The sequence below is a fragment of the Flavobacterium piscisymbiosum genome (genome assembly GCF_020905295.1).
Classification (GTDB): domain Bacteria; phylum Bacteroidota; class Bacteroidia; order Flavobacteriales; family Flavobacteriaceae; genus Flavobacterium; species Flavobacterium piscisymbiosum.
Genome location: NZ_JAJJMM010000001.1, coordinates 6,377,413 through 6,402,379, shown reverse-complemented (window position 1 = coordinate 6,402,379; position 24,967 = coordinate 6,377,413). Strand labels below are relative to the sequence as shown.

General features: G+C 32.8%; 27 protein-coding genes. 22 read left to right on the top strand and 5 right to left on the bottom strand.

What is annotated here, in order from left to right; all coding sequences use genetic code 11:
- Window positions 1–12 precede the first annotated feature (12 nt).
- From LNP81_RS26910 to LNP81_RS26855, 12 genes are all read left to right on the top strand, one after another.
- Window positions 13–1,176, top strand: coding sequence for a glycosyltransferase family 2 protein (locus LNP81_RS26910; RefSeq protein WP_230040723.1), 1,164 nt, complete (start codon window positions 13–15; stop codon window positions 1,174–1,176).
- Window positions 1,177–1,260: 84 nt separating this feature from the next.
- On the top strand, window positions 1,261–2,577 hold the full coding sequence (locus tag LNP81_RS26905) for a dihydrolipoamide acetyltransferase family protein (RefSeq protein WP_230040721.1): 1,317 nt from the start codon (window positions 1,261–1,263) through the stop codon (window positions 2,575–2,577).
- A 216-nt stretch (window positions 2,578–2,793) separates the two neighbouring features.
- Window positions 2,794–3,564 (top strand): 3'-5' exonuclease, encoded by a 771-nt coding sequence (locus LNP81_RS26900; RefSeq protein WP_056252330.1) that lies wholly within the window; start codon window positions 2,794–2,796, stop codon window positions 3,562–3,564.
- A gap of 95 nt (window positions 3,565–3,659) precedes the next feature.
- Window positions 3,660–4,271 (top strand): fumarylacetoacetate hydrolase family protein, encoded by a 612-nt coding sequence (locus LNP81_RS26895; RefSeq protein ID WP_230040719.1) that lies wholly within the window; start codon window positions 3,660–3,662, stop codon window positions 4,269–4,271.
- Window positions 4,271–4,615: an Hpt domain-containing protein gene (locus LNP81_RS26890; RefSeq protein ID WP_194617623.1), complete on the top strand. Its 345-nt coding sequence runs from the start codon at window positions 4,271–4,273 to the stop codon at window positions 4,613–4,615. The genes LNP81_RS26895 and LNP81_RS26890 overlap by 1 nt, the downstream gene beginning before the upstream one ends.
- Window positions 4,616–4,833: 218 nt before the next feature.
- Window positions 4,834–6,087 carry a CinA family nicotinamide mononucleotide deamidase-related protein gene (locus LNP81_RS26885; protein WP_230040717.1) on the top strand — a complete coding sequence of 418 codons (1,254 nt, stop codon included), beginning with the start codon at window positions 4,834–4,836 and terminating at the stop codon, window positions 6,085–6,087.
- A gap of 71 nt (window positions 6,088–6,158) precedes the next feature.
- Complete coding sequence (gene rpmB / locus LNP81_RS26880; protein ID WP_007805815.1) at window positions 6,159–6,395, top strand: 50S ribosomal protein L28; 237 nt, start codon at window positions 6,159–6,161, stop codon at window positions 6,393–6,395.
- A 27-nt stretch (window positions 6,396–6,422) separates the two neighbouring features.
- Complete coding sequence (gene rpmG / locus LNP81_RS26875) at window positions 6,423–6,605, top strand: 50S ribosomal protein L33 (protein ID WP_008253902.1); 183 nt, start codon at window positions 6,423–6,425, stop codon at window positions 6,603–6,605.
- 112 nt (window positions 6,606–6,717) lie between these two features.
- A complete protein-coding gene (locus LNP81_RS26870; protein WP_007805819.1) occupies window positions 6,718–6,870 on the top strand; it encodes a DUF4295 domain-containing protein in 153 nt (50 codons plus the stop codon).
- 267 nt (window positions 6,871–7,137) lie between these two features.
- Window positions 7,138–8,091, top strand: coding sequence for a signal recognition particle-docking protein FtsY (gene ftsY / locus LNP81_RS26865; protein ID WP_230040715.1), 954 nt, complete (start codon window positions 7,138–7,140; stop codon window positions 8,089–8,091).
- Between the two features lie 6 nt (window positions 8,092–8,097).
- Window positions 8,098–8,277 (top strand): hypothetical protein, encoded by a 180-nt coding sequence (locus tag LNP81_RS26860; protein WP_230040714.1) that lies wholly within the window; start codon window positions 8,098–8,100, stop codon window positions 8,275–8,277.
- Between the two features lie 20 nt (window positions 8,278–8,297).
- The gene (locus LNP81_RS26855; protein ID WP_230040713.1) at window positions 8,298–8,894 is read left to right on the top strand and encodes a Zn-dependent protease; all 597 of its coding nucleotides are present in this window, start codon (window positions 8,298–8,300) and stop codon (window positions 8,892–8,894) included.
- A gap of 13 nt (window positions 8,895–8,907) precedes the next feature.
- On the opposite strand, the gene LNP81_RS26850 is transcribed toward LNP81_RS26855, so the two are convergent.
- Window positions 8,908–9,414: a hypothetical protein gene (locus LNP81_RS26850; protein ID WP_230040712.1), complete on the bottom strand. Its 507-nt coding sequence runs from the start codon at window positions 9,412–9,414 to the stop codon at window positions 8,908–8,910.
- A 407-nt stretch (window positions 9,415–9,821) separates the two neighbouring features.
- Between LNP81_RS26850 and LNP81_RS26845 the strand changes: the two genes are divergently transcribed.
- Genes LNP81_RS26845 through LNP81_RS26835 form a run of 3 tightly spaced genes read left to right on the top strand, consistent with a single transcriptional unit; the run spans window position 9,822 to window position 11,032 of the window.
- Window positions 9,822–10,262 (top strand): lipocalin family protein, encoded by a 441-nt coding sequence (locus LNP81_RS26845; protein WP_230040711.1) that lies wholly within the window; start codon window positions 9,822–9,824, stop codon window positions 10,260–10,262.
- Window positions 10,243–10,536 carry a DciA family protein gene (locus LNP81_RS26840; protein WP_230040709.1) on the top strand — a complete coding sequence of 98 codons (294 nt, stop codon included), beginning with the start codon at window positions 10,243–10,245 and terminating at the stop codon, window positions 10,534–10,536. The genes LNP81_RS26845 and LNP81_RS26840 overlap by 20 nt, the downstream gene beginning before the upstream one ends.
- Window positions 10,537–10,567: 31 nt before the next feature.
- Entirely contained in the window at window positions 10,568–11,032 is a 465-nt protein-coding gene (locus LNP81_RS26835) for a hypothetical protein (protein ID WP_230040707.1), read from the top strand.
- Between the two features lie 84 nt (window positions 11,033–11,116).
- On the opposite strand, the gene LNP81_RS26830 is transcribed toward LNP81_RS26835, so the two are convergent.
- The 3 genes from LNP81_RS26830 to bshC form a co-directional block, all read right to left on the bottom strand.
- Window positions 11,117–11,536, bottom strand: coding sequence for a nucleoside-diphosphate kinase (locus LNP81_RS26830; RefSeq protein WP_055095565.1), 420 nt, complete (start codon window positions 11,534–11,536; stop codon window positions 11,117–11,119).
- Window positions 11,537–11,780: 244 nt separating this feature from the next.
- On the bottom strand, window positions 11,781–13,052 hold the full coding sequence (locus tag LNP81_RS26825) for an acyltransferase family protein (protein WP_230040705.1): 1,272 nt from the start codon (window positions 13,050–13,052) through the stop codon (window positions 11,781–11,783).
- Between the two features lie 221 nt (window positions 13,053–13,273).
- Window positions 13,274–14,863: a bacillithiol biosynthesis cysteine-adding enzyme BshC gene (gene bshC / locus LNP81_RS26820; RefSeq protein ID WP_230040703.1), complete on the bottom strand. Its 1,590-nt coding sequence runs from the start codon at window positions 14,861–14,863 to the stop codon at window positions 13,274–13,276.
- Window positions 14,864–15,132: 269 nt separating this feature from the next.
- On the opposite strand from bshC, the gene LNP81_RS26815 reads away from it, so the two are divergent.
- The 4 genes from LNP81_RS26815 to LNP81_RS26800 all read left to right on the top strand — a co-directional run bounded on the left by LNP81_RS26815 (window position 15,133) and on the right by LNP81_RS26800 (window position 18,825).
- A complete protein-coding gene (locus LNP81_RS26815; protein ID WP_230040701.1) occupies window positions 15,133–16,410 on the top strand; it encodes an MFS transporter in 1,278 nt (425 codons plus the stop codon).
- A gap of 105 nt (window positions 16,411–16,515) precedes the next feature.
- Window positions 16,516–16,770 carry an autorepressor SdpR family transcription factor gene (locus tag LNP81_RS26810; RefSeq protein ID WP_026984867.1) on the top strand — a complete coding sequence of 85 codons (255 nt, stop codon included), beginning with the start codon at window positions 16,516–16,518 and terminating at the stop codon, window positions 16,768–16,770.
- 2 nt (window positions 16,771–16,772) lie between these two features.
- Window positions 16,773–17,435 carry an SdpI family protein gene (locus tag LNP81_RS26805; protein ID WP_230040699.1) on the top strand — a complete coding sequence of 221 codons (663 nt, stop codon included), beginning with the start codon at window positions 16,773–16,775 and terminating at the stop codon, window positions 17,433–17,435.
- A 25-nt stretch (window positions 17,436–17,460) separates the two neighbouring features.
- Window positions 17,461–18,825 (top strand): alpha/beta hydrolase family protein, encoded by a 1,365-nt coding sequence (locus LNP81_RS26800; RefSeq protein WP_230040697.1) that lies wholly within the window; start codon window positions 17,461–17,463, stop codon window positions 18,823–18,825.
- Between the two features lie 55 nt (window positions 18,826–18,880).
- Here LNP81_RS26800 and LNP81_RS26795 read toward each other — a convergent pair whose 3' ends face one another.
- Window positions 18,881–22,936, bottom strand: coding sequence for a DUF7948 domain-containing protein (locus LNP81_RS26795; protein ID WP_230040695.1), 4,056 nt, complete (start codon window positions 22,934–22,936; stop codon window positions 18,881–18,883).
- Window positions 22,937–23,059: 123 nt separating this feature from the next.
- Between LNP81_RS26795 and LNP81_RS26790 the strand changes: the two genes are divergently transcribed.
- From LNP81_RS26790 to LNP81_RS26780, 3 genes are read left to right on the top strand one after another with little or no spacing between them, the layout of a single operon-like run.
- On the top strand, window positions 23,060–23,260 hold the full coding sequence (locus tag LNP81_RS26790) for a hypothetical protein (protein ID WP_230040693.1): 201 nt from the start codon (window positions 23,060–23,062) through the stop codon (window positions 23,258–23,260).
- On the top strand, window positions 23,247–24,479 hold the full coding sequence (locus LNP81_RS26785) for an ATP-binding protein (RefSeq protein WP_230040692.1): 1,233 nt from the start codon (window positions 23,247–23,249) through the stop codon (window positions 24,477–24,479). The genes LNP81_RS26790 and LNP81_RS26785 overlap by 14 nt, the downstream gene beginning before the upstream one ends.
- Window positions 24,467–24,967, top strand: a complete 501-nt coding sequence (locus tag LNP81_RS26780; RefSeq protein WP_230040691.1) for a hypothetical protein — start codon at window positions 24,467–24,469, stop codon at window positions 24,965–24,967. The genes LNP81_RS26785 and LNP81_RS26780 overlap by 13 nt, the downstream gene beginning before the upstream one ends.

The following is a 24,967-nucleotide window of genomic DNA, read 5'->3' as shown; positions in this document are numbered from 1 at the left end:
CCTTCGTTTTTCATGCAATTATCGGTAATTATTCTTAATTATAATGTGCGTTACTTTCTGGAACAATGCGTTTTAAGTGTTCAGAGCGCCATCTCGACGCTTGATGCCGAAATTATTGTAGTCGATAATAATTCGTCAGACGAGAGTTGTTTGATGATGAAAACTAAATTTCCTGACGTAAAATTAATTCAGAATACGGCAAATTTTGGTTTCCCAAAAGGTAATAATATAGGAGTAGAGCAAGCTTCGGGGAAATACATTTGCATTTTGAATCCCGATACTGTTGTTGCCGAGAATACTTTTGTAAAGATTTTGGCTTTCGCCGAAAGGCAAATCAATCCCGGAATTGTTGGCTGCCAATTAATCGATGGAACTGGAGAATTCCTGCCAGAAAGCAAACGCAGCATTCCAACGCCTTGGGTCGCTTTTACAAAAATTTCAGGATTGTATAAAGTTTTTCCAAAATGGAAAATTTTCAATCAATATTATGCCCAGCATTTAGATAAAGATCAAACCGGAAAAGTCGATATTTTGGTAGGCGCTTTTATGTTTTTAGAACGAGAATTATATAGAGAACTTGAAGGTTTTGATGAAAAATGTTTCATGTATGCAGATGATATCGATTTGTCGTATCGTGCGTTACAAAAACAGAAATCGAATTTTTACTTTCATGAAACTACCGTTTTGCATTATAAAGGAGAAAGTACGGTGAAAGACGAAAAATACATGAAACATTTTCAGGAAGCCATGAATTTCTTTTATCAAAAGCATTTTAAGAAGTCGTGGTTTTTTGAATTTTTTATTCAAATCGGAATTTGGTTTTTTTCTTTTATAAAAATGTTTCAGGGAAAAACGAAGCCAAAACCGTTGCCTGAAAGTGTGGTTTTTTACTCTTCAAATAAAAATTTGTCTGAAAAATTACCTTCTATTTTAAAAAATAAAGTGCTGTTTATCGATTTAAAAAAAGAAAAAATGGTAAATTCGTCCCTGATTTTTAAGGGTAAAAGTGTTGAGATTATTTTGGATAATCAGTATGTTTCATTCAAAAAATGTATCAAAATCATAAAAACTCTTAAGGATAAGAACGTTACTTTTAAGATTTTCCCCAAAAACACAAATTTTATTATTGGAAGTAATTCCCGGAATGACAGGGGGCAAATTATAAAAATTGAGTAAAAAATTATATTAAGTGTAATTTATATTTAAAATATTCAGTAATTTCGCAATCAGAAAATCAAAATCATCCTTTAGATTAACAATATGGCAAGATTTGAATTAAAACTTCCTAAAATGGGAGAGAGTGTCGCTGAAGCAACTATTACCAACTGGTTGAAAGAAGTAGGAGACAAAATTGAAGCTGATGAAGCAGTACTGGAAATTGCGACTGATAAGGTCGACAGTGAAGTACCAAGCGAAGTTTCAGGAATTTTAGTTGAACAATTGTTTGGCAAAGACGATTTGGTTCAGGTAGGACAAACCATTGCAATTATTGAAACTGAAGGTGATGCACCAGCTGCAAAAGCTCAGGAAGCTGCTGCTCCGGCAGAAGTTGCTGCACTTGAAGCAACAATCGAAACGGTTAAAGAAACAGTTAGTGCTCCACAAGATTTTTCAGGATCGGATAAATTCTTTTCTCCGCTAGTAAAAAATATTGCAAAAGAAGAAGGTATTTCTGTAGCTGAATTAGAAAGTATTGCCGGTTCAGGAAAAGATGGCCGCGTAACAAAAGAAGATATTTTAAAACATATTGAAAACCGCAAATCAGGTGTTAAAACGCCAAAAGCGGTTGTTGAAGCTTCAAAAGCAGTACAGCCTGTTGTTGCTCCGGTTCAAAAAAGCCAACAAGCAGTTCCGGTTTCTGTAAACGGAGGTGACGAAATCATCGAAATGGACAGAATGCGTAAACTAATTTCAGGATACATGACAGCTTCTGTACAAACTTCGGCTCACGTACAATCGTTTATTGAAGTTGATGTAACGAATATCGTAAAATGGAGAGAGAAAGTAAAAACAGCTTTCGAAAAAAGAGAAGGCGAGAAGCTGACTTTTACACCAATTATGATGGAAGCAGTTGCAAAAGCATTGAAAGATTTTCCTGGAATGAATATTTCTGTAGATGGTGATTATATCATCAAAAAGAAAAACATAAACTTAGGAATGGCTGCAGCTTTACCAAACGGAAACTTAATTGTTCCTGTAATTAAAAATGCAGATCAATTGAACCTGGTTGGAATGGCAAAAGCGGTTAACGATCTAGGAAACCGTGCAAAAGCAGGAAAACTTAAACCAGACGATACACAAGGCGGAACTTATACGGTAACGAATGTGGGAACTTTTGGTAGTGTTTTTGGTACGCCAATTATCAATCAGCCACAAGTAGGTATTCTGGCTCTTGGTGCAATTCGTAAAGTGCCTGCGGTTATCGAAACTCCTGAAGGTGATTTTATCGGAATCCGTCAAAAAATGTTCTTATCGCACTCTTACGATCACAGAGTGGTAGATGGTGCTTTGGGTGGAAGTTTCGTAAAAAGAGTAGCAGAATATTTAGAAGCTTTTGATATTGACAGAGATTTCTAAAATCGGATAAAAATAAATTCAAACCCGGAAAATTTTAATGATTTTCCGGGTTTTTTGTTTTGTAAGAAAAGGTTAAGAAATAAAGAAAGCCAATCTTTAAGAACGAATTTAAAAGTTAAAATCATTAAATTGACTTGATTTTTGTTTAAAAAAATCAAGAATAAAAGAGGAAATTCGGCTTTAAAAATTACATTTGTAATCTTATAAAATTAAAAAATGGAACTGAAACTCAACAAACCAATTTGCTTTTTTGATCTTGAAACAACCGGAATTGATATAGGTAAAGATCGAATTGTAGAAATTTCGATATTCAAAGTTTTTCCAAACGGAAATAAAGAAAGTAAAACCTGGTTAGTGAATCCTACGATTCCAATTCCCCCGCAAACCACCGCCGTTCATGGTATTACCGATGAAAAGGTAGCGAATGAGCCAACTTTTAACGAATTGGCACCGCAAATTCATAATATGATTAAGGATAGCGATTTGGGAGGTTTTAATTCAGACCGTTTCGATATTCCGCTTTTGGCTGAAGAATTGCTTCGTGCCGGAGTCGATTTTGATATGAAAAATAAAGTGTCAGTAGATGTGCAGACTATTTTTCATAAAATGGAAGAACGTACTTTAAGTGCTGCATTGAAATTCTATTGCGGAAAAAGTCTTGAAAATGCTCATTCTGCAGAAGCAGATACTATGGCAACCTACGAAATCCTAAAAGCACAATTAGATCGTTATCCGGATTTAGAAAATGATATGAAATCATTGTCTGAATTTACAACCCGTAAAAAAATCGCCGATTTCGCCGGAATGATCGCTTTTGATAAAGACAACGAAGAAATTTTTACATTCGGAAAACACAAAGGTGCCAAAGTTGATAAAATTCTTGAAACCGAACCGGGATATTTCAGCTGGATTCAAAATGCTGATTTTCCATTATATACTAAAAAGGTTTTAACAGCAATTAAGTTAAGAAAGTTAAATACTAAATAAGGTGCTAATTTACTAAGGTTCTAAGATGCTAAGTTTTTTACGCTTTTTTTTCTTAGAACCTTAGTAACTTAGCATCTTAGTAACTCATAAAAGAAATGAAGATTATTTGTATCGGTAGAAATTATACCAATCATATCGAGGAGTTAAAAAACGAGCGTCCAGCAGAACCGGTGGTTTTTATGAAACCGGATTCGGCAGTTTTGTTAAAGCAGCATCCGTTTGTAATACCCGAATTTTCTGAAGAAATTCATCACGAAATAGAGATAATTGTTAAAATTAATAAGGTAGGAAAGTACATCGAACCTAAGTTTGCTCACAAATACTACGATGAGATAAGTGTAGGTATCGATTTTACTGCCAGGGATTTACAGGATAAATTGAAAGCAAAAGGATTGCCTTGGGAAAAAGCAAAAGCATTTGATGGCTCTGCGGTGATTGGAGACTTTTTACCAAAAACCGATTTTATTTCGATGGAAAATCTTACATTTGAGTTAACAAACAATTCTAAAACAGTTCAAAAAGGGAATACAAGCTTCATGCTTTGGAAAATTGATGAGCTTGTTTCGTACGTATCGCAATTTTTCACTTTAAAAATTGGTGATATCATTTTTACAGGAACTCCTGAAGGTGTCGCTTCGGTGAAACCTAATGATGTTTTAGAAGGCTTTTTAGAAGATAAAAAATTATTTAGAATACAAGTAAAATAATGGCTTTAAAATACAACCTTTCGAAAGTGTATGCGCTTTCAGACAACGATCCTGAATTTGTAAACGAAATTCTAAAATTATTTGTTACCGAAGTTCCTGAGGATTTAAAACAAATCAAAGAAGGAATCAAGAAAAAAGATCATAAATACGCATATTCGTATGCGCACAAAATAAAACCAACATTAGATTTAATGGGTCTAAATGTTGCTTTTGAAGAAATATTGCAAGTCGAGGCCTGGACAAAAGCCGAAGGCAAGAAAAAAGAAATTATCGAAACTTTTAAAAGTATAAAAGTACAGGTGAAAGATGCGATTAAAGAAATTAAGAAAGATTTCGATTTGTAAAATCTGGGCGTGCCCCTGTTTTTGCCCTTTTTTAATTTAAGGCAAAAACAGGGTCGGGTTATTCGCTATATCTTTTGTTCCAGAAATTTTTTGCTTAAAAAAGGCGTCTCTTTTGTCACAAAAGGATGCCGCTACTACCCCTCACGCAAAATCGTTGCGACAACAACCTACTTTATAATAATGACTTACACTTAAGTAAGTAAAAATATTCCACAGCTATGAAAGCAACTATCATTACTATTGGAGACGAAATTTTAATAGGTCAGATTGTAGATACCAATTCAGGTTTTATCGCTAAATCACTCGACCGAATCGGTGTTGAAGTTCATGAAATGATTTCGATAAGCGATGACAAAAAGCACATTTTAGACACCTTTGCTCAGCTGCAAAACAAAGTCGATGTGGTGATTGTAACAGGAGGTTTAGGGCCAACAAAGGATGATGTTACAAAAAAAACATTCTGCGATTATTTTGATGATGAGTTAGTCGTAAATCCCGAAGTTCTGGCTCATGTAACCGAATTGATCGAAGGTTTTTACAAACGACCAATTTCGCAATTAAATAAAGATCAAGCCTTAGTTCCGTCAAAATGCACCGTTTTGCACAACAAAATGGGAACTGCACCGGGAATGTGGATGAAGAAAGAAAATACGGTGTTTATTTCGCTTCCGGGAGTTCCGTACGAGATGAAATATTTAGTCGAAGAAGAGATAATTCCTAAAATTGTTCGTGAGTACAAACGTCCGTATATCATTCATAAAACTATTTTAACGTATGGTCAGGGCGAGAGTCTAGTGGCAGAACGTATCGAACACTGGGAGAATAATTTGCCCGAATTCATCAAGTTAGCTTATTTGCCAAATCCGGGACGAGTGCGTCTGCGTTTGTCGGCCAGAGGAACCAATAAAGAACTGCTGGAAGCAGCGATCGAAGAAAATGTAAAATCATTAGATGCTATTATTCATGATATTATCGTTGGTTACGAAGAAAATGAAACGATAGAATCTGTAGTTGGTAAAATACTGACCAAGCAAAATAAAACTATTGCGACTGCAGAAAGTTTTACAGGCGGAAAAATCGCTTCTGTTTTATCAGCTGTTCCAGGAGCTTCTAACTACTTTAAGGGTAGTATAGTTTCGTACGCAACCGCGGTAAAGGTTAATGTTCTCGGTATCTCGCAGGATTTAGTCGATCAATTTTCGGTAGTTAGTGCAGAAGTTGCCTCGGCTATGGCTTTGAATGTGAAAGAGATACTTAAAACAGACTATGCAATTGCCACAACCGGGAACGCCGGACCGACAAAAGGAGACTCTGACGCTGAAATTGGAGCTGTTTTTATCGCTTTGGCTACTCCAACCGGTATAATTGTCGAAGAATTTAATTTTGGCCAACCACGTGAAAAAGTGATAGATAGAGCCGTGATTAAGAGTTTAGAAATATTACAGAAAGAAATTTTAAAAAATGTGCTATAATTTTTTGTTTCAATCGTTTATTTTTCTTTTCTTTGCACCCTGATTTTGAATAACGATAAAAGATAAGTATAATGTCAAGAGTTTGTGACCTTACAGGTAAAAGAGCGATGGTAGGAAATAACGTTTCTCACGCTATGAACAAAACTAAGAGAAAATTTTCTGTAAACTTAGTTAAAAAGCGTTTTTATCTTCCAGAAGAAGATAGATGGATTACTCTTAGAGTAGCAGCATCTACGATAAAAACAATTAATAAAAATGGAATTTCTGCTGTTTTGAAAAAAGCGCAGTCAGAAGGATTTATCAAATAATCTTTTCCTAAATAAATATATAGCAAGATGGCAAAGAAAGGTAATAGAATCCAGGTAATTTTAGAATGTACTGAACACAAGACTTCTGGTGTTCCAGGTACTTCAAGATACATTACAACTAAGAACAAAAAAAATACTCCGGATAGATTAGAGATTAAAAAATTTAATCCAATCTTGAAACGCGTAACTGTTCACAAAGAAATTAAGTAATAACTTAGAGATTTTGATATAGTCTTAAGTTTTGATTATTGAGTAATACTGGTAATACTAGTAATATTAGTAAGAATAAAAGATTTATTTAAATTTCGATAACATTTAAATCATGGCAAAGAAAACCGTAGCATCGTTACAAACATCTTCTAAGAGATTATCAAAAGCCATCAAAATGGTGAAATCTCCTAAAACTGGTGCATATACATTCGTAGAATCTATTATGGCTCCTGAAGAAGTTGATACTTTCTTGAAAAAGAAATAATTACAATCACAGTATATAGAAAAGCTACTTTCATTCGGAAGTAGCTTTTTTATTTTTTATATTTGTCTAAAATTTTATAGAAATATAACAATTGGCTTTTTTTTAAGCAATAGTTCCCGTTATCCTCTCTATCTTTACTGTCCGTTTTAACGGAGATAAAAGCATAAGTGCTGTCGGGACCAGAAAAACAATTGGTCTTCTATAAACATTAGGATTATTTAGATTGTCAAAAAATCGTATAGTCTAAAAAACTAACAACCTATAAAAATGAGTTTTTTTAAAAAATTATTCTCTACTGATAAAAAAGAGACTTTAGACAAAGGTCTTGAAAAATCAAAAACTACTTTTTTCTCAAAGTTAAGCAAAGCTGTTGCCGGAAAATCTAAAGTCGATGACGACGTTTTGGATGATTTGGAAGAAATTCTTGTTGCTTCTGATGTTGGTGTAAATACAACTCTTAAGGTAATTTCAAGAATTGAAAAACGCGTTGCTGAGGACAAATATTTAGGTACAGAGGAGTTGAACCAGATTCTTCGTGAAGAAATTGGGGCTTTATTATCTGAAACTAATACTGGTGAAGCTACTGAATTCGAAATTCCGAAAGATAAAAAACCATACGTTTTAATGGTGGTTGGAGTAAACGGAGTTGGTAAAACAACTACAATTGGTAAGCTTGCTTATCAGTTTAAAAAAGCGGGTTATAAAGTCGTTTTAGGAGCTGCAGATACTTTTCGTGCTGCTGCTATCGATCAATTACAGGTTTGGGCAGATCGTGTAGATGTGCCTATTGTAAGACAAAATATGGGAAGTGATCCTGCTTCTGTTGCTTTTGATACTTTGCAATCTGCCGTAGCTCAAAATGCCGATGTGGTTATTATTGATACTGCCGGTCGTTTGCATAACAAAGTCAATTTGATGAACGAGCTTACCAAAGTAAAACGTGTAATGCAAAAAGTGGTTGCTGATGCGCCTCATGATGTATTATTGGTTTTAGATGGTTCTACAGGTCAAAATGCTTTCGAACAAGCGAAACAATTTACTGCTGCAACTGAGGTAACTTCTCTTGCTGTAACCAAACTTGACGGAACTGCAAAAGGTGGTGTTGTAATTGGTATTTCTGACCAGTTTCAAATTCCTGTAAAATATATTGGTGTTGGTGAAGGAATTGAAGATTTGCAAGTCTTTAATAAATATGAATTCGTTGACAGTTTCTTTAAATAATTTATAATGAGTTTTTCTTCTTTTAATAATATATCGGCAGTTGTTTTTTATTTCGCCAGCGTTGTTTGTTTTGTCTTGGCGAGTGTTTTGAGAGATAATAGTCTTTCTTTTTACTACATTTTATTGGTTTTAGGAATAGCTTTCTTCTTTATGGGAGTTCGTAAAAGACTTCGTACTAAACAATAATTTATTGCTGTAGTTTGATTATGAAATACTATTTTCTTGTTTTTCTTTTTCTTGTGCTTTCTTGTAAAAATGAGAAAACTGAAAGCAGTGTCAAAATCCAAAAAGTAATTGTTATACAGCCTTTAGGTGATTTTAAAACAGAGCAATCCCAAATGGTGTTTGCGGAAATTAAAACTATAAACCCAAATGTAGTTTTAAGGTCAAATATTTCCTTTCCTGAAAATTCATATTATAAACCCAGGAGCAGGTATCGCGCTGATAGTATTATAAAAAGTCTTAGAGATAATATTGGCAAAGATTCTTTAATTGTTGGATTATCAAATCATGATATTAGTACAACATATAAAGGAGTTAAAGATTGGGGTGTAATGGGACTGGGTTATCGACCTGGTAAATCCTGTGTAGTTTCAGATTTTAGAATGGCAAGGAAAAATAGAAATCATCAATTTTATAAAGTCATTTTGCATGAATTGGGTCATACCGAAGGATTGCCTCATTGTAAAACAAAAACTTGTCTGATGAGAGATGCTGAAGGTGGAAATCATCTCGATGAAGAGAAAGATTTCTGTGAAAACTGCAAAAGTTTTTTGATAAAAAAGGGCTGGAATTTAATCTAAATAAAAGCCATTTTTATTTAAGTTCCCATTTTGTTCCGTCAGCAAATGCAACATAGTAGGCTCTTGCTGCTATAATGGTGTAGGCATCTGTTGAAAAATCTTCCCATATTTTAGATTCTGCTTTTTTTGATCTTAGTAAAATATCGGTGTGTCCTCGTGATATTCCCTTTACAAAGAAAAATTGTCCACTTGCAGGTTTGTCAAACACATTTTCGCAATACCATTCAAACTTAATAGCTTTAATATTTTTTTGTGTTGTGTTTTTGTATGTTAGCTGAATATCTTTATGATCAGAATATTGATTTTTAAGCAATTTGGCCGAGAGAATTTTGACTGGTGAGTTTTTAGTTTTTTGTGTGTCTAAAAAGTTGTGTTTGACAGAATCTATTATTTCTTTTTCTTTTTTTTCTCCTGTATTTTTAATGAGACTATTGTCCGGAATTATAGGTTCTTTTTTGTTGCTTTTTTTATTTGTACAGGAAAGTAAAATTATAATAATAAATAGTAATGTTTTCTTCATTTGGTTATTGTGTGGCTGGCAGAATATCTGAGAATAAGTATTTTGATGGAAAAGTTGAAATATTTTGAATGTAAAAATGCGATATATTAAAATTTTCTATAGCCTTTATAAGTCAAATTTTAGCTAGAATAAGTTTTTTGTTAAGGATGTTTTATTGTTTTTTATTATTGTGAATCTTATAAAAATTAAGAGATAAAAATTTTATTTGAATTTTATAAAGTTAACTTTGTATCACAGAATTTCTTTTGGAAAAGGATGTCCTAGCCCTGATGGGAGCGGCATCCTTTTTCTGTCCGCGGCGGCGGACAGAAAAAGATATAGCGGACAGCAGGAAATAGCTCCTGATTTTTCTTATCAAGCTTCAGGATGTTCGTAGCAGTAATTATTGAATTTTAATAAATTATAGTATGAAAAACGCTTTTATAATTTTGGTTTTATCGGTTTTGTTTGTGAGCTGTAAACAGGAGATTAAGCCGGAAGATATTGCAAAATTAAACGGTTATTGGGAAATTGAAAAAGTAGTTTTTGATAAGGGTGAGGAGAAGGATTACGGAATGAATGAAAGTTTTGATTATTTTGATATTAAAAATAATAAAGGAATCCGAAAGAAAGTTATGCCACAGTTTGACGGAACTTTTTTGACAAGTGATTCTTTTGAAAATGTTTCAGTTCGATTTAAAGGGGATCAGGTTTTTCTGGATTATAAAACAGATTATGCCAAATGGAGTGAGGAATTGATTTCGGTTTCGGATGAGAAGTTGGTGGTGAAAAATAAGGAGAAAAAAGAATATCATTATAAAAAAGCAGGACCGGTAAATTTATTAGACGATGGCAAAAAGACTAAATAATCAGACAATTGGGGCTGTTTTACAACAGATTATCCAGGTGAATAAATTAGGTCCGGGAATGGATCAGATTGATGTAAAAGAGGCGTGGAGACAGTTGATGGGGAATGGTGTAAATACATATACAAGAAATGTTGTGCTGAAGGGAAGTACTTTGTATGTAGAACTGGCATCGGCAGTGTTGAGAGAAGAATTAAGCCACGGAAAAACTAAAATCGTGAAGATGATTAACGAAGAGTTAGGTCGTGAAGTGGTGAAAGATGTGGTTTTGAGATAATTTTTAATTGAAAGTTTAAATTATGATGGTTGTGAATTCTAAGTTTAAAATTTTACCCATTTTTATAACTTCTTATATAACAATTTTGCCGCTATTGTTAGTTTATCTCTGTGTTACATCTCCTAATGCCGGTATGACTTTGCCTATTGTATTTTTGTTATTTATTGTGTGTTTTTGGTTAACGGTTTTTAGAACCAGAGCACATAAAGTATCATTCGATAAAAAGACTATAAAAGTAAAGCGCTATTTTGGAATCGGAAAATCTAAAATTTATGATTTCAATATATTAGATGGTTTTATAACAATGTTTGAGTCAGGAAAACTTGGGGTTTCTGAAACGATTTTTATTCTTGAAAAAGGAAAAAGAGTAGGAAGTATTTCAAGTTTTTATCATAGTAATTTTGAGAACTTAAAGGCAAATTTGAAAGAGAATTTGATTGATTTAGGCGAGATAGAAAGTACTTTTAAAAGAGAAAGTTATTTGCTCTTTAAATAAGAAATAAAAAAAACCTGTTTCAGATTTGAAACAGGTTTTTTTGTATTGTAAACTGTCACTGATAACTGTGACTGTAAACTTATATTAGAATTGCTCTCTTCCAGCAAAATGAAATGCACCTTCAATAGCAGCATTTTCGTCGCTATCAGAACCGTGAACTGCATTTTCTCCAATAGAAGTTGCGTATGCTTTACGAATAGTTCCTTCAGCAGCTTCAGCAGGATTTGTAGCTCCAATTAAAGTTCTGAAATCTTCTACTGCATTATCTTTTTCTAAAATTGCAGCAACAATTGGTCCGCGAGACATGAATTCAACTAATTCTCCGTAGAAAGGTCTTTCTGCGTGAACTGCGTAAAATGCTTTGGCATCAGCTACAGTTAGTTGAGTTAGTTTTAATGAAACGATTTTGAAACCTCCGTTAGTAATCATTGCTAAGATATTACCGATGTGTCCGTTTTGAACTGCATCTGGCTTAATCATTGTAAAAGTTCTATTAGTTGCCATTTTATATTTTATTAAATTTTGTGCAAAAGTATACTTTTTTTATGAATTGATTTTAATTAATTCGTAATTAAAACAGGGTAGAATGATGTTTTGATTATTTTTAAACCATATAAGTTATGTAAGTTCATTTAAATAGGATGATGTCATGCTATGAATTTAATGCAAAGTTGATAATTATAGAAAGTAGGGATATTGTGCAGACTCTGCTTATAATATCTTATATTACTTAAATGGTGAGATAATTTTATACTTTAAAAATCAATTTGTTTTTGTAGAATATCCACAATATAAACGTCCAGATGCCAACGTACACCAAAGCTCCGGCTAATGAAGCGGTCATAGGATTACTGAAAAATGGTGCAATTCCGAAAGTGTATAAATAATTTAAGAGATTGATTTTTTCTGAAGGATTATGCGGGTTTTGAAACTCGATCATTACCAAAGCCTGCGGAATAATTTGCGAGCTAAAGAAAACAATCATGGGATTTACGCCCCAAATTAAGAATGGTTTGAAACCTTTTTTATAGTTAGCAATATCAATTGTGTAGTATAATATTGTTAGAAAAACTGTTGCTAATCCTGTAGTATATAGAACGTAGCTGCTTGTCCAAAGTGATTTGTTTATGGGGAAAATGATATCCCATATTAAGCCAAAAAAGATAAGTATCGTACCGATGATCCCCATTTTTTGTGCTTTTTGGATTTTGATGATATCAGTTTGTAAAAGTTGCCCGATTAATAAACCGATAATTCCGTTTACGATTGACGGGATCGTGCTCAAAATTCCTTCGGGATCCCAGGTTATGGTTCCTCGATACATATGGCCTTTTAGTAAAACACTGTCAAGCCAGGAAGCTAAGTTGGTTCCTTTGTCAAGATTTGCTTCGCCAATTCCGGGAACAGGAATTAAGGTCAGCATTGCCCAATAACCTAACAATAAAACGATTCCGGTTATGATTTGCGTTTTTTGAGATGTTTTTAAATACAAAAGAGAAACTACAAAATATACAATTGCTATACGCTGTAAAACTCCGGGAAGTCTTATATCGCTGTAAGCTTCGATACCGCTGTAAGCCAAAAACAGATAGATAAACAGAATCGAAAAGGCTAAAATGTTTTTGATTTTTGAACTGAAACTCCCCATCAAAGCATAGCCAACGGCAATTGTAATAGCAAGACGGCCAATAAGAAGCGGAATCCCTTCAAGTCCGAATAGTTGGATTTTTCCAAAAAAGTTAAAGAAAATTCCTAAACAAAGCATTCGCAACGAGCGAACTAAGATTTTGTTGAAAGTTGTGCCGTCATAAAATTTATCCGGCATTGCAAGCGGAACTGCAACTCCCATAATAAAAATAAAAAACGGAAAAACTAAATCGGTTGGGGTGCAGCCGTGCCATTCGGCGTGTAATAATGGCGGATAAACATTGCCCCAGTCTCCGGGGTTGTTTACAATTGTCATCAATAAAATAGTGAGTCCTCTAAAGACATCCAATGAAATCAAGCGCTCTCTGGTCATAATTTTGGTAAATAGGTTAATTTTTGTTTTTAAAAAAGTTACTATTTGGTTTAGAGAGGCAATAATTTCAGAAGAGGTGGTTATTTGTTTCTGAGGATTATTACTTTATTGTTTGTTTGCCACTAATTGCGCGAATTTGCGCGAATTTTAAAGAGAAGCAGATTGCTTTTCTTTGAGTATTTACATTCGTGGAAATTTGTGTAATTCGTGGCAAACTTTTTTTATATCATAATTATATTAAAATTGTTTTCTAAAGGTTTTAATTTTTGAATTAAAAGCGGAATCAACTGTTCGCCTTTTTCCAGATAAAATTCTGAGAAATTAGTATGACGTTCCTGTAAACTTTGATTAGGAAACAATTCGAATTGCAAATCTGTTACACGTTGCAATTCGTGATCTAATTTCCGTTTTTGAGCTTTTAATAATCTTTTTTCAAGATTGTCTAATCCTTTCTTTTGTTTTACTTCCTGCGCTTTTACAGCTCCCGTAAATGATTTGTCGGTTTGCTGTGCAAGTTCATAAAGATATTCAAATTGTTTTTCTAATATTTCTTTTTGAGGTGTTAAATCAATCGGAAAAGCAGATAATTTATGTGTAATCGCGTTGATTAAATTTTCGGGTTTTGTGAATAAATCTGCCCAGGTAAGATTTAATTTGTCTGCTTTTTTAGCTTGTTTTTCTGTTGATAAAAGAACAGAATTACGAACCAAAAGCATTGGGAAAGTAATCTTTACAGCTTCGAAAAATGATTTTAATTCCAGCCAATATGCAATTTCCCCGCCTCCGCCAATGTAGCACAAATTAGGTAAAATAATTTCCTGATACAACGGACGCATAATCACATTTGGACTAAATTTCTCGGGATTGCTTTCTAATACGTTTAAAATTTCATCTTTAGAAAATGAGATTCTGGTGTTGTTGACAAAGTATTTATCATTTTCGAAAATAATGCGTTCACGCAAATCATCTTCGATATAAAATAAATTTATCTCACGAGGGTTTACCTGAACAGTATAATCCTTGAGTTGTTCTATCGTTTCCTGAACCGCTTTGAAAGAAGTTTGTTGTTCTAATTCTTCTTTGATGTACGGAATAAATGCTTGTTTTAAATTGGCGTCATCAGCATCTAAAATTACCAAGCCATAATTGCCAAATAAACTATTGGCTAGAAAACGAGTAGCATCGGCTAAGTTTTCGTGTTTTAAATAAGCTTCTTCAAAAACTTTTTTCAAAACATTGGCATTAGTGCTCGATCCTAATTCTTTAGAATAAATTTCGAAAAATTCAGCTAAACCTTCCGTAGAAAGTCTTCCAACAGGACCTGTACTTTCTTTGTTCCATCGGAATTTTTTTCCTTTAAAATTAAAATAGTTGATCTCTTCAAAATCATGATCTTCGGTCGCCATCCAATAGACAGGAACAAAATTATTCGATGGATATTTTAGCTTTAATTCCTTGGTAAGGTTAATCGTCGAAATGATTTTATATAAGAAATACAAGGGACCGCTAAATAAATTTAACTGATGTCCAGTGGTAATGGTATATGTGTTTTGAAGCCCTAAAAGTTCGATGTTTTGTTTTGTCGAATCAGAAATTTCGATGTGGTGGTATTGCTTTTTTAAAGTTTCAACCAATGGGATTCGGTTGTTGTTATCAAAGTTTGCGGCTTTTTCGGCAATTTGTTTTTCGAAGTTTTCTAAAGTAGGAAAATTGTTGTACAGCGGTTTTAATTCTGATTTTTGATCTAAATAATCTTGCATCAATTTAGAAAAATATCCTGAAGTTTGATAGCTGATACAGTCGGTTGGCATAATTTTAAATTTATTTTTGACAGCTGTAAATTTAATGAAAATATGCAGTGAAAAACAGTTTTAACGATAGCTTATGATTTGATTTTTGATTTTTATTTTAAAGCTCCTGTAATCAAGTTTTTAATGTTGAGTTATTTTTGGAATAAAATAAAATGAAAATTCGGTAAAGTTGTTAAAAATACGTGATCATTTAAAAGTATTTATTCTAAAGATGAATTATTACTAGCGAAATTCTATTTTTGTAATTAAAAAAGATATATCTATTTTACATGGAAACTAACCCGAAAAAGAAGAACTCACTAAAACATGTTCTTTTTGGTTCTTTAATAGGAACTACAATTGAATTTTTTGATTTTTATATTTATGCCAATGCCGCAGTATTGGTCTTCCCGCAATTATTTTTCCCCGGTTCGAATTCGACTATAGCGACTCTGGAATCTTTAGCAACTTTTTCAATAGCATTTTTATCACGTCCTCTAGGATCCGCTTTTTTTGGACATTACGGTGATAAAATTGGTCGTAAATTTACTTTGGTTGCTGCTTTATTAACGATGGGTATCTCGACCGTGACCATTGGATTTTTACCAAGTTATGCCAGTATTGGTGTTGCGGCTCCATTATTATTAATGTTATGCCGATTTGGACAAGGTGTAGGTTTAGGAGGCGAGTGGGGAGGAGCTGTTTTATTGGCTATAGAAAATGCACCGCCAAATAAACGTGCCTGGTACGGAATGTTTCCACAATTGGGCGCTCCAATAGGATTATTGCTTTCAGGAGGAACTTTCTTATTCTTGACCGACTCAATGAGCAATGAAGATTTTATGGATTACGGATGGAGAATTCCGTTTATTGCCAGTTCACTTTTGGTAGTAATTGGGTTTTACATTCGAACAAAAATAACTGAAACTCCTTCTTTCGAAAATTCTAAAAAAGAACAGGAAGAAGTAAAAGTTCCTTTTTTAACGCTTATAAAATCGTATAAAAATCAATTGATTTTTGGAACCTTTGCTGCTGTTACAACTTTCTTGGTTTTTTATTTAATGACTGTTTTTACGTTGAGTTGGGCAACTTCAGATTTAGGAATTGTGAAAAGAGACGGATTATTAATACAATTATTTTCGGTATTGTTTTTTGCCATTTTTATTCCGGTTTCGGCTGTAGTTGCCGATAAAATTGGCCGACGTAAAATGCTTATTATAGCTACAGTGGCAATTGCAATCTTCGGATTTTTCTTTTCGTACTTTTTAAGTTCCGGAAATATTGTTTTGGTGACTACTTTTGCCTGTATCGGAATGGCTTTAATGGGCTTTACTTATGGGCCATTGGGAACTTTTTTATCAGAGTTGTTTCCAACAAATGTGCGTTATTCCGGTGCGTCGCTGACTTTTAATATGGCAGGAATTCTTGGTGCTGCTTTTGCACCTATGATCGCAATTTGGCTGGCCTCTACTTATAGCGTAAGTTATGTAGGTTTGTATTTAACGATTGCGGCCTGTATCTCTTTGTTTGCCTTTTTGGTCATTAGTAAAGAGGAACATAAATTTTAAAAATTCTATTTAAAATAAATTTTATAAAGAGGCTTTAATGTAAAATTAGAGCCTTTTTTTTGTTAATTAAAAAAGTATTTAGATATTTGTCTAAATATATAAATGATGAATGATATTTTTAAAGCATTGAACGATGCAACCCGAAGAGAAATTCTGGAACTTTTGAAAGAGAAAGATTTGTCTGCCGGAGAAATTGCTGATGCGTTCAATATTTCAAAACCCAGTATTTCGCATCATTTGGATATTTTGAAACGTGCAGATTTAATTACCTCTGAAAAAAACGGGCAATTCATCATTTACTCCATCAATACCACCATAATGGAAGACGTTTTGCAATGGATACTAACCTTTAAAAAATAAAAATGAATTTAGAACTGAAAAAAGAGCTTCCAATAATTGGAATTGTTTTGACACCTTTTGTGTATTTAGCTACTATTTGGGACAGCCTTCCTCAGAGAGTTCCAATACATTGGAATTATAAAGGAGAAATTGATAATTGGGGCGACAAGCTTTCGCTTATTTTGATATTGTTTCTTTTGCCGGTTTTAATGTATGTTTTGATGACTTTTATTCCAAAAATAGATCCTAAAAAGAGAATTTCTTTGATGGGAGGAAAATTCTATCAGCTCAAGTTTTTTTTAGTGCTGTTCATGTCTTTGGTAGCATTATTAATTCTTTATACTACAAAAGAACGATCTGTAAATAATCCTAATTTAGTTTTTGCATTATTAGGAGTGCTGTTAATGATTTTTGGGAATTATTTTAAAGTAATTCAGCCTAATTATTTTATAGGAATACGTACACCATGGACACTTGAAAATAGTGAAGTATGGAAAGCTACCCATGCATTTGCAGGTAAGATTTGGCTTATTGGAGGCTTTATTCTATTACTTGGAGGATTAGTTCTAAACAATTCATTTCGTAATGTATTTGTTTTTATTATTCTAATTTCAGCATTAATTCCGATAGTTTATTCTTTTATAAAATTCAAACAAATACAAAAAAGAGATCATCAATCAAACTAGTTTAATTACATAATCAATCAAAACAATGACAAAAATTATACTTATTTTAATTACAATTTTAGGCTCTTTTATAATGAGAGGACAAGAAATTTCAGGAAAATGGAATGGTGTTTTAAAAGTACAGGGCACTCAATTAAGAGTATCATTTAATGTGAATAAAACCGAAAATGGTTATAATGCAACAATGGATAGTCCAGACCAGAAAGTGACCGGAATTCCTTTAGAAAAAACAACTTTTGAAAATTCAATTTTAAAATTAGAAATTCCAAATGCTCAAATTTCTTATGTTGGAACTTTAAATAAAGAAAATATTATTGTAGGTACTTTTACGCAAGCCGGGCAATCTTTCGAGATGAATTTATCAAAAGAAGCAATTCAAAAACAAGTATATGCAAGACCACAAGAACCGCAAAAACCTTTTCCTTATTATACCGAGGAAGTGAAATTTGAAAATAAAACAGATCATGTAACTTTATCAGGAACTTTGTCCTTACCTAAAAAAGACGGTAATTTTCCAGCTGTAATTTTAATTACCGGAAGCGGCAAACAAAATAGAGACGAAGAAATACTAAGACATAAACCATTTTTAGTTTTGTCTGATTATTTGACTAAAAAAGGAATAGCTGTTTTACGTTTTGATGATCGTGGGGCTGGTGAATCAACGGGTGATTTTACAAAAGCAACAACGATTGATTTTGCAAGAGATGTTCAGGCTGGAGTTGATTATTTAAAAACCAGAAAAGAAATTAATAAAAATAAAATTGGATTAATTGGTCATAGTGAAGGAGGAGTAATCGCTCCAATGATTGCAGGAAATTCAAAAGACATTGACTTTATTGTTTTGTTAGCCGGGCCGGGGCTTCGTGGAGATAAATTGTTGTTACTGCAAAAAGAAATACTTGAAAGACAATTTGGAGTTCCTGAAAATGATGTTCAAAAAGGTCAGGAAATTTTTAAAGGGGCCTACGAAATTGTCTTGGCTTCTGCTGCAAATGATGAAAAGCTAAAAAATGATTTAAGTAGCTATGCTCAGTCAAAATTTGATGATAAAACTGCAAAATCATTTACAGAACAAATTACAAATGTTTGGTGGTATAATTTTTTAAGAATCGATCCGGCAGTCGCTTTAGCAAAAGTAAAATGCCCTGTTTTAGCTCTTAATGGCAGCAAAGATTTACAAGTTCCTGCAACTGTTAATCTAGAAGCGATTAAAAAAGCTTTGATCAAGGCAGGGAATAAAAATGTAACCATCAAAGAGCTTCCTGATTTAAATCATTTGTTTCAGGAATGTAAAACAGGTTCTCCTATGGAATATGATACGATTGAGCAGACATTTTCTCCCATAGCTTTAGAAGAAATATCTAAGTGGCTTTTAGTACAGACAAAATAAAAGGTACAGTTCTAAATAAAAAATAACCGCAAAATTTACTTTGCGGTTATTTTTTTTATCTCTTTAGAGTAAAATGTCCTCTATATTCTTTTCCGTTTAATCTTGTTGCTGTAAACCAGTAATCTGAGGCAGGTTCATTTGTACCAAGATAAGTTCCATCCCAGGAAGTATTAGGACTTAGTTCTTTGATGAATTTTCCGTATCGATCAAATATTTTGATTCCTGTATTAGGTTTCAAATAAGCGAAATCTATTGCCCAAATATCATTATAACCATCATTATTGGGTGTAAAGAATTTAGGAAAAGGAAGTTCGTCGACAAAATTGATACAATCTCCTTGAGTTGCTTCCAAAATATTTATTGTAATTGGAATTCTGTCGCTTTCGCAGTTATTTATGGTTTGTGAGGCATAATAAGTGATTCCGTTTTCAAGAACTGTTGTTTCAGACAAAGTATTATTGGAAGATGTACTTTGATACCATTTTATATTTTGCCCTGTAATGTTGATGCTTTTTATTGAAGCATTTTGTTGTACACAGAATGTCTGCGCTGAATCAGCAATTGGATTTTGTGTATCCTGAATTTTTACTGTAATAGCCAATCTTTTACTTTCGCAATTGTTTACTGTTTGCGTAGCGTAATAAATAGCATTTTGTAATAAAGTGGTTTCTGATAAAATGTTGCCATTTGTGGCGGAGTCATACCATTTAATTGCCGTTCCGGTTAACGTTATATTTTCTAAAGTTGCAATTTCATCGATACAAAATTGTTGATTATTGTTTCCAATTGGTAAAGGAGTATCATAAACCTGAACTAGAATTGGAGTTCTGTCACTTTCGCATCCAATTGTTTGTGAAACATAATACGTTTTATTGTTTTCTAGTAAAGTAGTATTGGGTAAAACAGCAGCTGAGAAATTAGTATCGTACCATTTTGTGTTTTGTCCTGTTATTTGAATGTCATTTAATGTTGCATTTTCGCTTTTACAAAATTCCTGATTTGCATTTCCAGTAGGAGCAGAAGGAGTATTTACAATTGAAACTTTGATTCCGATTCTTGGACTTTCGCAGCCGTTGATAGTTTGCGACGCATAATAGGTTTTTCCGTCAACAAGATTGGTTGTTTGTTGTAATAAAACTCCATTGTCGACTGAATCGTACCATTTTATTAAATCTCCATTGATTTGCAGATTAGCAATTGTTGGATTTTGTCCTGTACAAAAGGGCTGATTTGCATCTCCGGTTGGAGGTAAAGTATTCTGAATTTTTGTTTTTACAGGTATTCTGGCACTTTCGCAGCCATTTGTAGTTTGCGAAACATAGTAAGTTACCTCATTTTGGACTGTTGTAGTATTTGGTAAAATGACTCCGGCTGTTGCAGCATCATACCATTTTTTATTTTGTCCAGTTACAACAATATCATCTAAAGTTGCATTTTGGTTAAAGCAAAATGTTTGTGGAGAATTGGCTGTAGGAAGAGGTTGGCTTGTAATATTTACCGTTTGACTTTGGGTCGAAATGTTTCCGTTTCCGTCGTTATAACTCCAAACAATGGTATAAGTTCCCGGTAAATTGTATGATAACGGGTTTGTGGTTGTGCCTGTTATAGCTCCTGCGCAGACATCCGTGGCTGTTGGAATGGTTGTTATTATTGTATTACAATCTCCTGTTATTGTAGGAAGATTTACAATATCATGAACTGGTTTTTCAACATCCCCAATAAAGACAGTGATTTTTTTTGTGTCATCACAGCCGCCCGTTCCGGTAATTAAGCAACTATATTCTCCACTATTAAGAGTTGTAGCATTTGTAATAGTTGGGTTTTGATCTGTAGATGTAAATCCATTTGGTCCTGTCCATGAATAATTTGTTCCTCCAGATGCTTTAAGCTCTAAAGTTTTACCAATGCAAACAGGGGAGTTGCTTTCTGCTTTTGGAATACCAAGTATAACTGATTCCTCAAATTTCATTAAAAAATAATTATGAAACCCGAGAATGTTCGATTGATAGGAACTCGCATCAGCAATACCGTTATTTTCACGTGAAATTCCGCTGGCAAATATGTTGTTACTTCTGTCTAGTGCTATTTTTGTTGGACTCTGCATAGCATCTCCTCCAATGTCAGTTCCCCATATAAAATCTGCTTCTTTAGAAAATTTAGCAATATATCTTTCAAAATGTTTGTTTGATCTGTATGAACAAGCATTTGTTAATTTTGGGTTAGAAAATCCAGAGTTTGTGGCGCCAAAATATATTGAATTGTTTCTGAAAACTATTGAGTAAATGTGATTTTGACCTAAGTAACTTCCCCAGATTCTTTGACCATTGGAATTTAATTTTGCGAAAAAACCTTTGTATGAAAAAGTATTGTTGCTTTCAAAACTTCCCGCAGTTGTTATATTATTATTGCTTGCTGTTTCTCCTCCAATATAAATATTATCTTCGTCATCAACTTCCACCGCATTTATTTCGTCAATTTGTTCTCCTCCGTAATATGTTGACCATATTCTTTCGCCGTTCAGAGAAAATTTGTACAAAACTCCATCTGAATGAGTAATTGGGTTGTGTAATTCTTGAAAAACTCCCGGTGTAGAAATATTGTTAAAACTGTATGTATAGCCTCCTATAATCAAGTAATTATTTTTTACTACTATATCATTAAATATATCACGATTTTCACCTCCTACATAAGAACTCCAAATTAAATTTCCTGAAGATCCAAATTTTGCTAGAAATCCGTCAATTGTATTAGAGAAAGCCGGGTCTACATTTATATGTGTTTGAAATTTACTATTTATAGCAATACCAGTTGTACTATTAGTAAGGCCAATAATATAAATGTTGTTGTTGTTATCGACATCTAAAGCAAATCCCGAATCTTCATATTCGCCCCCAAAATAAGTTCCCCACAATCTAATACCTGAACTATTAAATTTTATCAAAAAAGCATCTTGATAACCTCCTAAATTGGGTTTATATGATCCTGCTGTACTTATGTTAGTTTGATCTTGAGTTGTCCCCGTTACAATTATGTTATCCTGAAAATCTATTTTTACATCAGTTATGCCAGAATAATTTTGTCCACCATAGTAAGTTCCCCATAAACGATTTCCATTAGGGGCAAATTTTTCAATGATACCATTTAAATAGACTGATGATGGTGTTGTTTGATGTGCCCCTGTTGTGGCATATGATGAATTTTGAGCATTTGTACTTCCGGCTACGTATGCATTTCCAAAAGAGTCTGTACTGATACTTGAAGGACTAAGTACTTGGCCTGAACCAGTGTGATCTCCATAAAAAGTCCCCCAAAGTCTCGTTGGCACAGGATCAATTACAATCGTTTTTCCAGAAACAGCTTCTAAACTACTAAACCCATAAACATCCTTCTTTATTTTTCTATATCCAACGGCAATTTCTTTTTTACGATTTCCTTCTTCAATCCAACTCGCGGGAAGTGTTTCTTCCATTTTTCCAAAACGAACATTCATCTCAATTTTATTGTCAACCAAATCAGTTTCAGCACCACTAAATTTTAGTTGAATGTCAGAAATTTTTCCTTTTGGATGAATGATGAAATTGTATTCAACAACTTTTTTAGGATCATTCGGAATCGTAAAAACGACATCAATATTAAGGTAAATATTTTTGTAGGTAATTTGTTTGAATTGATGAACGCCGGTAATTCCTTCCGGTTTATTTGGAATATTATAATAGTTATCAAAATCTGCTGATTTTTGTTCCGTAATCAATTCAACTTTAGAATTTGAGTTTACAAAATCAATATCAATTCGATGAAAATTGTATTCTAAATTATATTCTGGTTTTTCTTCTTTGTCTTTTTCCGGAATCTGATAAGGAAGTGTTTTTGCTGTTTGAGAATGAACAACGGGAATTTTATTTACTTCATAAACGTCATAGGAGAATCCATTTTTTTTAAGCTGAACATTTAATCCATTAGAGTTTAATAGATATTTTACAGCGGTATTTGATTTCCCTTTTTGATCGATTATTTGACCTTTATTTTCTTTAAAACCAATAGATTGGGTTTTGCTTTGAGAAAATAAATGTGATGTAAATAGTAAAAAAAATAAAAGTAAAGTTTGCTTCATTGGTAAAATTTGGATAGCGACAAATGTAATTAAATATCTACAAAAGAAAACTAAAATTACAAGTTGAATCTTTTCCTGAAAAGTCTCTAAATATCCCGTATTTTTGCAAAAAATAATTTTGCATTGAAAACCAAACTTTTTGTTGTTACGCCGCCTTTTACCCAACTGAATACTCCGTATCCGGCGACAGCGTATATAAAAGGATTTTTAAACACAAAAAATATCGAATCGGTTCAGGCTGATTTGGATTCAATGCATATTTTATTTAAAGCAAAAAGCTATACATTTGTTACATACAAAATACACACTAATGTCATCAATTAAAATTAAAAATTTTGGACCTATAAAAGAAGGTTATACTGATAATGATGGATTTTTACCAATCGATAAGTTAATGATATTTATTGGTGGACAAGGTAGTGGTAAAAGTAGTATTGTAAAACTAATATCTACTCTGACTTGGTTAGAAAAGGCATTGGTTAAAGGAACCATTTTAATTAAGGATATTGTAGAAAATGATGCTTTTAGAATAAAATGGTGTGAATTTCAATCTATTCAAAATTATTTTAATCCGCATTCTTTTATTGAATATAAAGGAAAATATATTCATTTTAAATATGATTTAGAAAAAGCTGAAATACTGATTATAGAGAACACTGTTTACGAACAGCCTAAAATAACATATATACCTGCAGAACGAAATTTTCTAAGTGTTTTGGAAGATTTGGAGAATATTAAAGGGTTGCCAAAATCACTAAGTTGGACTCTTGCTGAGTTTATTAAAGCCCAGAGAAGTTTAACAGAAGCACATCCCATTTACATTAATGATATTGAATTTGAATATGATGACAGTACTAAAGTGTCTTATATTTCAGGAAAAGGGTTTAATAGATTAAAACTTGCAGAAGCATCTAGCGGAATTCAATCAGTTGTTCCTTTAATAGTTGTACTTTCATATTTGGAGGGATTTATAAATAGTAAAATATCTCAGGATATTGATAATTTAAGTTTTGCGGAGAGCGAAAGGTTTAATTCCTTATTAAAGGAGATAAATAAAGATACCATATCAGTTCTTAGTGAATATTCGAAAAGAATAGAAGCGTTGAATAAAAAGTTTTTGCCTCAAAATCTTTTTTCAATAATTGAAGAAATTGAACAAAATCTGTTTCCAGAAAGTCAAAAAAATCTATTATTTAAATCTTTTGAATTCAATAATAATAGAGAGGATAATCATCTAATAATTACTACTCATAGTCCTTACATAATTGCTTATACAAGCCTTGCTATGAAAGCATTTAAGGTAAAAGAAAATATAAATAAAAGTTTTGATTTCTTAAAAAGACTTGAAGATATTGTGCCATTAAAATCTTGTCTAAATCCTGATAAAACGGGTGTTTATCAAATTGATAATGAAGGTGTAGTTGTTTCTATAAAATCAGAAAGAGGTCAGATTTTGGATAATAATTTCTTGAATACAAGTTTAGAAGATACTAACGATTTGTTTAATGATTTACTTGATATAGCAGAGGAATGCAACAAATAGATTTTTTTAGCTCAGATTGTGGTTTCGAAGAAACAAAGTCAGACAAGTTTGGAATTCATGATGAATTGGATAATAACAGAAAAGCATATTTAATCTTCGACTCTCAAAAAGTATGGACGCTTGAAGTACTAAATTCTGAAAAAAAATCAATTGAGTTTTATCCAATCGATAACTGTATTGAAATTTATAAAGAAAATTCTAAGAATAAAGAGAGTACTTGTGATGGGATGTTGAAATTTGACAATCATTTAATTTTTATTGAGCTTACTGAAAGTTCTCATAAAAGTGTTGAAGAATGTATAAGTCAAATTAAATCTACAATTTGTTTGTTTAAAAGATATCATCCTGATCTGGTTTTTGCAAAAAAAAATGCAGTTGTATCTAAGTTAACTAGGCGAACTTCTACAATTATTCATGAAAGGTGTCTTGATTTTAGAGAGGAGACTGGTTTTGGCTTGTCGGTAAAAACAGTTTTAAAAATAAAATAA